A 7,218-nucleotide genomic window follows, 5' to 3' on the forward strand; every position below is an offset into this window, starting at 1 on the left:
CATCGCCGGATGATATCCCGGGCGCCCCGTAGACGCATCGCCGGATGATATCACGGGCGCCCCGTAGACGCTGCATCCTCGAAGCCGAGCCCCGCCAAATCCAGTTCGTCGATGAAGACATCGACCACGCGTACCGTGTTCTCCTCGGACACGTAATCATCAACGCAATCTGGCAAAAGCAGCTTCTGCCGACGGTCACAGCCCTCAATGAAACGTCCCATTCCGGCGCCTCCTGCAACGCCAGAATCATAGCACATCAGGGCGTTTTCACACAGCCTCCACCACTTTCAGCTGATCCCAACCAGACCGAATAGCGATGAGTGACCTAAACGAGAAAATTACAGCGGCATGGCTCGAAGCTTCGAAAGACCTCGGCATTGCCGTGGTCGCACCATATCGCGTGGAAACGACTGGACCGACCCCAATTTGGTGTGAGGCATTCATTCCCGACTTCGGCTCGCCGACGGGCGCGGTCGTGCTCAGCTCCAAGTCGAGGCGGATGGTCCGCCCGGCTTTACGCGAAGCAAAGCTTTGGCACTCGGAATTGGGCGACGGCTATCGCAAATATAGCCGCCGGCACTTTGTTGAAACACTGAACGACTGGGGCTGGTTCGGGCAAGAGCATCCTAAGCCTGATTGGTACACTGGCGAGCCCTCGAGTTAGCGTCCGCTCTCCACCAATGTCGGCCGTTCGGGCCATCGTGCCGAAGCGGTCGTTTATGAGTGCACGACGTAGTACCGATCAGCCGGTCACCTCAGTGATTGGCCCACCGCTGCCGCCATGCGGTTATATGGGGTTGGGATGCCGTGGCGTTCGCCGAGCCTTACGATCACGCCGTTGCGGGCGTCGATCTCCATTGGCCGGCCGGCAAGGCGATCGGCGTGGATCGAGTTGATCGAGTCCGGGGCTGCGGCGCGATAGCCGGCGACGACCGTGTCGGGCAGCGAGTCGGGCATGTCGGCGCCCTCGGCGCGGCCGACCGCGACGCATTCGGCGACCAGCCCGCGCATGACGTCCGCGATCGCGGGATCGTTCGCCACTTCGGCCGGCCGCAATGTCAGCGCGTTGACGATTCCGGCGCAATTGACGGCGAGCTTACGCCAGGCAGCGGTCACAAAATCGGGCGTGGTGGCAACCGCGATCGGCGTTCCGGTGAACAGAGCGGCGAAAGCGCTGCCGGCGGCACCCTCGGGGACAAGAATCGAGCCGGTGCGGCGTTGGCGGATCCGCCCGGGCGCGCTGCGCTCAGCGGGTATGTCGACGATCGCTGGAAGGATTTGGTCAGCGGGCGCGAAATCGCGGAAGCGCTCGCGATGTTCGACCCCGTTCTGGAGCACGGCGATGAACGTGTCGGGCCGTGCCAGCCGGGGGAACCAGGTTGCGGCGGCAGCGCTGTCATAGGCCTTGGTTGCCGCGAGGATCCAGTCAACTGGCTCGGCGACGTCCGGGTCGCATATGACGCGCGGGCTAGCGCGGATCAGGCCATCGGGCGTTTCGATTTCGAGATCGGTGAGCGGCGTCCGCACGCACAGCGTTACGGCGTGGCCGGGAGACTGGGCCAGCCACGCAGCGATCGTGCCCCCGATCGCGCCGGCGCCGATGATCGCGATGCTGGTCACGTCTCGCCTATTGCAGATTCACATAGGCGCCGCCGTCGACGAGCAGAGCCGCCCCGGTGACGTAATTTGCAAGATCGGAGGCGAGGAAGATGATCGGCCCCGCGAGATCGTCGGGCTGCCCCAATCGCCCAAGTGGCACACGGGTCTCCATGTACGCGCGCTTGGCCGGATCGGCGAGATCCTCCTTGTTGATGTCGGTCAGGATCGTGCCCGGCAGCACTGAGTTGCAGCGAATGCCGTGCTTGCCGAGCGCGATCGCGGCCGACTGCATCAGCGAATGCACCCCCGCCTTGGTCGGCGTGTAATGCGTCTGATATTCGCCGCCGACCAAAGCCGAGATCGACGAGACCGCGATAATCGCGCCGCCATGGCCTTGCGCCACCATCTGGTTCGCCGCCGCCTGGACCATGTAATAGGCACCGTGAAGATTGACCTGCATCGTCCGCTCGAACGTCTCGGCCGGCATGTCGAGAAAGGCGTGGAACGGGCAGATGCCGGCATTGTTGACGAACACATCGACCTTGCCGAAGGCGTCGACCGCTGCCGCGACAAACGCTCTGGCGGTTTCGGGATCGGCGACATCGCCGTGCACCGCGATCGCGCGGCGGCCGAGCGCCTCGATCTCCGCAACGCAGGAGGCCGCGCCCGCATCATCGTGCAGATAGTTGATCGCGACATCGGCACCGTGGCGCGCCGCGCCGATTGCGGCCGCGCGACCGATTCCTGCTGAAGCACCAGTGACCAGAACGGTCTTTCCTTCGAGCAATCCCACCTGCGTTCCTTATCTGCGAGACTTTGATACGGGTTTGCGCGCGACGCCTTCCGACCAGCCGAGATCCCGGCTGATTGCCATCGCGGTGCCGCGCACATCGTCAGACAATGCCTGCATCCGCTCGTCGGCCATATATTGCGCGGCGCTCGACACGCTGAGCGCAGCGACGATCCGGCCGCTCACATCGCGGATCGGCGCGGAGACGCAGCGGATCAGATCCTCATTCTCTTCGAGATCGAAGGCACGGCCGACCTGGACATAATTGCGCATCCGCTCTTCCCAGACCGCGTAATCGGCCTGCGGTGCGCCGGCAGCGCGGTCCTCGTCGAACAATTTGCGCCAATGGCCTGCATCGTCGTCGAGCAGCAGCGCCTTGCCCAGGCCAGTCGACGTAAGCGGCTGGCGATCGCCGACCCGGCTGCTGATCTCGACTCGCCGGCGGCCCGGGATCTTGTCGAGATAAAGCGCCCGCTCATTGTCGAGTACGCCGAGATGGACCGTATCCTCCGTGGCGGCGGCGAGCTGTTCGAGATGCGGGCGGGCGACCTGGACGACATCGGTCTGCTGCTGGGCGAGGAAGCCGAGCTCGAGCAGCTTTGGCCCGAAATGATAGCCGAGCCGTGGCACGAAGGTCAGATAGCGCCGGTCGATCAGCGCGGTGGCGAGCCGGTGCGTGGTCGAGCGCGTCAGGCCGAGCCTGGCCGCCAGATCCGCCAGCATGATCGGCCCGTCGACGACCGCGTCGATCACGTCCAGTCCGCGCAGCAATGTCTGGCTGCCGGGCTGCGATTTGGCATCGCTGGCGAAATCAGCATTTGACGTAGCGTTTCTCATCTAATAATATTCTTTCCCATTATATGGAATTTTGCAAGTGGTAATATCGTGAGAGGGGTAGGGCGCAGTGCAATCTGATCCGCTGACGGCAGTGCGACGCCGTACCAAATACTGGTACGCGGTGCCTATAGCCTTGCATGGCCACGCCTCTTCGCCTGTCGTGGAGCCGGCATGACATTTCCCCGCATCAAACATGTCCGCGCCTTTGTCGTTCGCGGCGGCGGCGCGGATTATCACGATCAGGGCGACGGCCATTGGATCGACGATCATATCGCGACCCCGATGAGCCGCTATCCGGAATATCGCCAGTCGCGGCGCAGCTTCGGCATCAACGTGCTCGGCACTTTGGTGGTGGAGATCGAGGCCGATGACGGCACGATCGGTTTCGCGGTGACGACCGGGGGCGAGCCTGCGGCCTATATCGTCGAAAAGCATCTCGCCCGCTTCCTCGAAGGGCGCGATCCGGCCGAGTATGAGAAGATCTGGGACCAGATGTATTTCTCGACTCAATATTATGGCCGCAAGGGACTGGTGGTGAATGCCATCTCGGGGGTCGATCTGGCGCTCTGGGATCTGCTCGGGCGGCTCAGGCAGGAACCGGTCTATCACATGCTCGGCGGCGCGGTGCGCGACGAGCTGCAATTCTACGCGACCGGCGCCCGGCCCGATCTGGGAAAGCAGATGGGGTTCATCGGCGGCAAGCTGCCGCTCCATCATGGTCCTGCCGAGGGCGAGGAGGGGCTCGACAAGAACATCGCCGCACTCGCCGATATGCGTGCAAAATGCGGTGATGATTTCTGGCTGATGCTCGATTGCTGGATGGCACTCGATGTGAATTACGCGACGCGGCTCGCGACGCGCGCGCACGAGTGCGGCCTCAAATGGATCGAGGAAGCGATCAGCCCCGACGATTATTGGGGCTATGCCGAACTCAAGCGCAACGTGCCCAAAGGCATGCTCGTCACCACTGGTGAGCATGAGGCGACCCGCTGGGGCTTTCGCATGCTGCTCGAAATGGACTGCTGCGACATCATCCAGCCCGATGTCGGCTGGTGCGGCGGCGTGACCGAGTTGCTCAAGATCTCGGCGCTGGCCGATGCGCACGGCAAGCTCGTCGTGCCGCATGGCTCATCGGTCTATTCCTACCATTTCGTGATCACGCGCCATAACAGCCCGTTCGCTGAGTTCCTGATGATGGCGCCCAAGGCCGACAAGGTCGTGCCGATGTTCCATCCGCAACTGCTCGGCGAGCCGATCCCGGAAAATGGCCGTATCCGCGCCTCGGCGCTCGATAAACCTGGATTCGGTGTTGAGCTCAACCGCGATATCGCGCTCCACCGACCTTATACCCGTTGAGGATTCACATCTGATGAAATTGCTGCGTTACGGCCCGGTGGGCCAGGAAAAGCCCGGCCTGCTCGATGCCGAAGGGCGTGTTCGCGATCTTTCCGGCCATGTCGCCGATCTCGGCGCGGCTGAGATCTCGCCCGCAGGCCTTGCAAAGCTCGCGGCGCTCGATCCAGCCTCGCTGCCGCTGGTCGAGGGATCGCCCCGCCTTGGCGTCCCGGTGGCGGGTACGCGCAAATTCCTCGCGATCGGCCTGAACTATGCCGATCACGCCGCTGAATCGAACATGCCGATTCCGCCCGAGCCGATCTTCTTCACCAAGGCGGTCTCCTGCCTGCAGGGGCCGAACGACACGGTGATGATCCCGCGCGGATCGGTGAAGACCGATTGGGAGGTCGAGCTCGGTGTAATCATCGGCAGCCGCGCCTCCTATGTCACCGAGGCCGAAGCGCTCGACCATGTCGCCGGTTACTGCACCATCCATGATCTCTCGGAGCGCGATTTCCAGCTCAACCGCGGCGGCACCTGGGACAAGGGCAAGGGCTGCGACACCTTCGGACCCGTCGGCCCCTGGCTGGTCACCGCTGATGAGGTCGGTGACCCCGAGAATCTCGGCATGTGGCTCGAGGTCAACGGCAAGCGCGTCCAGGACGGCAGCAGCAAGACGATGATCTTCGGCATCGCCAAGCTCGTCTCCTATCTCAGCGAGTTCCTGACGCTCGAACCCGGCGACATCATCTCCACCGGCACTCCGCCCGGCGTCGGCATGGGGCAGAAGCCCGAGCCATGGTTCCTGAAAGCGGGCGATGTCGTCACCCTCGGCATCGAGAAGCTTGGCGATCAGCGCCAGGATGTCGTCGCCTGGCATCGCCAAGGGGCATCCGCCTCGTGACACTCTATGCGGGCCGATTCGACGGGCGGACAGCAATCGTCACCGGCGGTGCATCGGGGCTTGGCCGTGAGGTCGCCCGCCGCATCGTCGCCGAGGGTGGACGTGTCATCCTCTGGGATCTCCACGCCGAGTGGGTGAGTGAAGCGAAGGTGGCTGTCGGCGCGGTCGCCGCCATCCCCTTAAGCGTCGCCGACAACGCCGCCGTGGAGCGCGCAGCGGCGGAAAGCCTCCGCCTGCTCGGGCGGATCGACATCCTCGTCAACTCCGCCGGCATCACCGGCGCGACCGCCCCGGTCGATGCCTATCCGATCGACAGCTGGCTGAGCGTGATCGACGTCAACCTCAACGGCCTGTTCTATTGCTGCCGCGCGGTCGTGCCGCACATGGTGGCGAACGGTTATGGCCGGATCGTCAATGTCTCCTCAGTCGCTGGCAAGGAGGGCAATCCCAACGCCTCGGCTTATTCCGCATCCAAGGCGGGGGTGATCGGCTTCACCAAATCGCTCGGCAAGGAACTGGCGACGCGCGGTGTGATCGCCAACGCAGTGACGCCGGCGACTTTCGACAGCCCGATCCTCGATCAGCTGCCACCGAGCCAGGTCGAATATATGCTCGCCAAGATCCCGATGGGCCGGCTCGGCGATGTCCGAGAGACCGCGGCCATGGTCTGTTTCATGGCATCCGAGGAATGCAGCTTCACCACCGCGTCCACCTTCGACACGTCCGGAGGACGGACGACCTTCTGATCACCGACGATATCGTGAATCGTGACCGGCAAACCCCGGCACGAAGGGGAGGACGAGAATGCACGCGCTGCCGTTCATCGATGCCCATGTCCATCTCTGGGATCTCGCCCGGGATCGTTATGCATGGCTCTCGCCGCCCTTCCGTGACGCGGGCCCGAACGGCAACACCGAATCGATCGCCCGCAACCAGCTGCTCGACGACTATCTCACCGAGGCGGCGAACTGGAATGTGGTTGGCTTCGTCCACCTCGATGCCGGCGCCGAGAATCCGCTCGCCGAAACCGACTGGCTGCAGGGCATGGCCGACGCGCACGGCATGCCCAATGGCATCATCGCCAACGCGGCACTCGACGATCCGCACGTCGAGGCGCTGCTCTCCGAACACGCCCAGCGACCCAACGTGCGCGGCATTCGCCATATCATCAGCTGGCACCAGGACCCGAACCGCACCTATATCCCGCGCGACATCACGCTCGATCCCGCCTGGGAGCGCGGTTTCGCGTTGCTGTCGAAATATGGCCTGTCGTTCGATCTCCAGGCCTATCCCACCCAGTTTGCCGAGCTCGCCCGGCTCATCGAGCGGCACCCCGAAACGGCGGTGATCATCGATCATGCCGGCCTCGGTGTCGACGGTGACGAAAGCTGGCGCATGGCGATGAAGACGATGGCCGCGCTGCCCAATGTCTCGATCAAGATCTCCGGTCTCGGCTTTGTCTATCGCCCGTTCGACACGGCGGCGGTCCGGGACCGTGTGCGCGAGACGATCGACATCTTCGGCACCGGCCGCGCGATGATGGCGAGCAATTTCCCGACCGACCGGCTGTTCGCCGATTTCGACACGACCCTTGGCGCGCTGGCCGATGCGGTCGCCGATTTCAGCGAAGATGACCGACGCGCCCTGTTCGCCCGMAACGCCAACCGCATCTACCGGCTCGGGTTGGATGTTTAGCGCGCCGCGTGAGGCCCCATCAGCCCCTCCCCTTCAGGGGAGGGGTAGGGGGTGGGGG

General features: G+C 63.9%; 8 protein-coding genes and 1 pseudogene. 5 read left to right on the forward strand and 4 right to left on the reverse strand.

Going from position 1 to position 7,218, the window contains the following annotated elements:
- Positions 1 to 53: 53 nt before the first annotated feature.
- Positions 54 to 221: pseudogene (locus tag AC1DVS_RS26645) on the reverse strand (IS5/IS1182 family transposase); the annotation flags it as partial.
- A 95-nt stretch (positions 222 to 316) separates the two neighbouring features.
- On the opposite strand from AC1DVS_RS26645, the gene AC1DVS_RS26650 reads away from it, so the two are divergent.
- A complete protein-coding gene (locus tag AC1DVS_RS26650) occupies positions 317 to 664 on the forward strand; it encodes a hypothetical protein (RefSeq protein ID WP_478027534.1) in 348 nt (115 codons plus the stop codon).
- Between the two features lie 86 nt (positions 665 to 750).
- Here AC1DVS_RS26650 and AC1DVS_RS26655 read toward each other — a convergent pair whose 3' ends face one another.
- The 3 genes from AC1DVS_RS26655 to AC1DVS_RS26665 are packed head-to-tail and all read right to left on the reverse strand — an operon-like array spanning position 751 to position 3,226.
- Positions 751 to 1,620: a 2-dehydropantoate 2-reductase gene (locus tag AC1DVS_RS26655; RefSeq protein ID WP_478027535.1), complete on the reverse strand. Its 870-nt coding sequence runs from the start codon at positions 1,618 to 1,620 to the stop codon at positions 751 to 753.
- Positions 1,621 to 1,627: 7 nt separating this feature from the next.
- Positions 1,628 to 2,392 (reverse strand): SDR family NAD(P)-dependent oxidoreductase, encoded by a 765-nt coding sequence (locus AC1DVS_RS26660; protein WP_478027536.1) that lies wholly within the window; start codon positions 2,390 to 2,392, stop codon positions 1,628 to 1,630.
- Positions 2,393 to 2,401: 9 nt separating this feature from the next.
- Positions 2,402 to 3,226 (reverse strand): IclR family transcriptional regulator, encoded by an 825-nt coding sequence (locus AC1DVS_RS26665; RefSeq protein ID WP_478027537.1) that lies wholly within the window; start codon positions 3,224 to 3,226, stop codon positions 2,402 to 2,404.
- Positions 3,227 to 3,397: 171 nt separating this feature from the next.
- On the opposite strand from AC1DVS_RS26665, the gene rhmD reads away from it, so the two are divergent.
- Genes rhmD through AC1DVS_RS26685 form a run of 4 tightly spaced genes read left to right on the forward strand, consistent with a single transcriptional unit; the run spans position 3,398 to position 7,160 of the window.
- Positions 3,398 to 4,582, forward strand: a complete 1,185-nt coding sequence (gene rhmD, locus AC1DVS_RS26670; RefSeq protein WP_478027538.1) for an L-rhamnonate dehydratase — start codon at positions 3,398 to 3,400, stop codon at positions 4,580 to 4,582.
- Positions 4,583 to 4,595: 13 nt separating this feature from the next.
- Positions 4,596 to 5,465: a fumarylacetoacetate hydrolase family protein gene (locus AC1DVS_RS26675; RefSeq protein WP_478027539.1), complete on the forward strand. Its 870-nt coding sequence runs from the start codon at positions 4,596 to 4,598 to the stop codon at positions 5,463 to 5,465.
- A complete protein-coding gene (locus tag AC1DVS_RS26680; protein ID WP_478027540.1) occupies positions 5,462 to 6,211 on the forward strand; it encodes an SDR family NAD(P)-dependent oxidoreductase in 750 nt (249 codons plus the stop codon). Before AC1DVS_RS26675 ends, AC1DVS_RS26680 begins: the two co-directional genes overlap by 4 nt.
- A gap of 58 nt (positions 6,212 to 6,269) precedes the next feature.
- Positions 6,270 to 7,160 (forward strand): amidohydrolase family protein, encoded by an 891-nt coding sequence (locus AC1DVS_RS26685; RefSeq protein WP_478027541.1) that lies wholly within the window; start codon positions 6,270 to 6,272, stop codon positions 7,158 to 7,160.
- Positions 7,161 to 7,218 lie beyond the last annotated feature (58 nt).

The sequence above is a fragment of the Sphingomonas sp. P3_C5 genome (genome assembly GCF_056402635.1).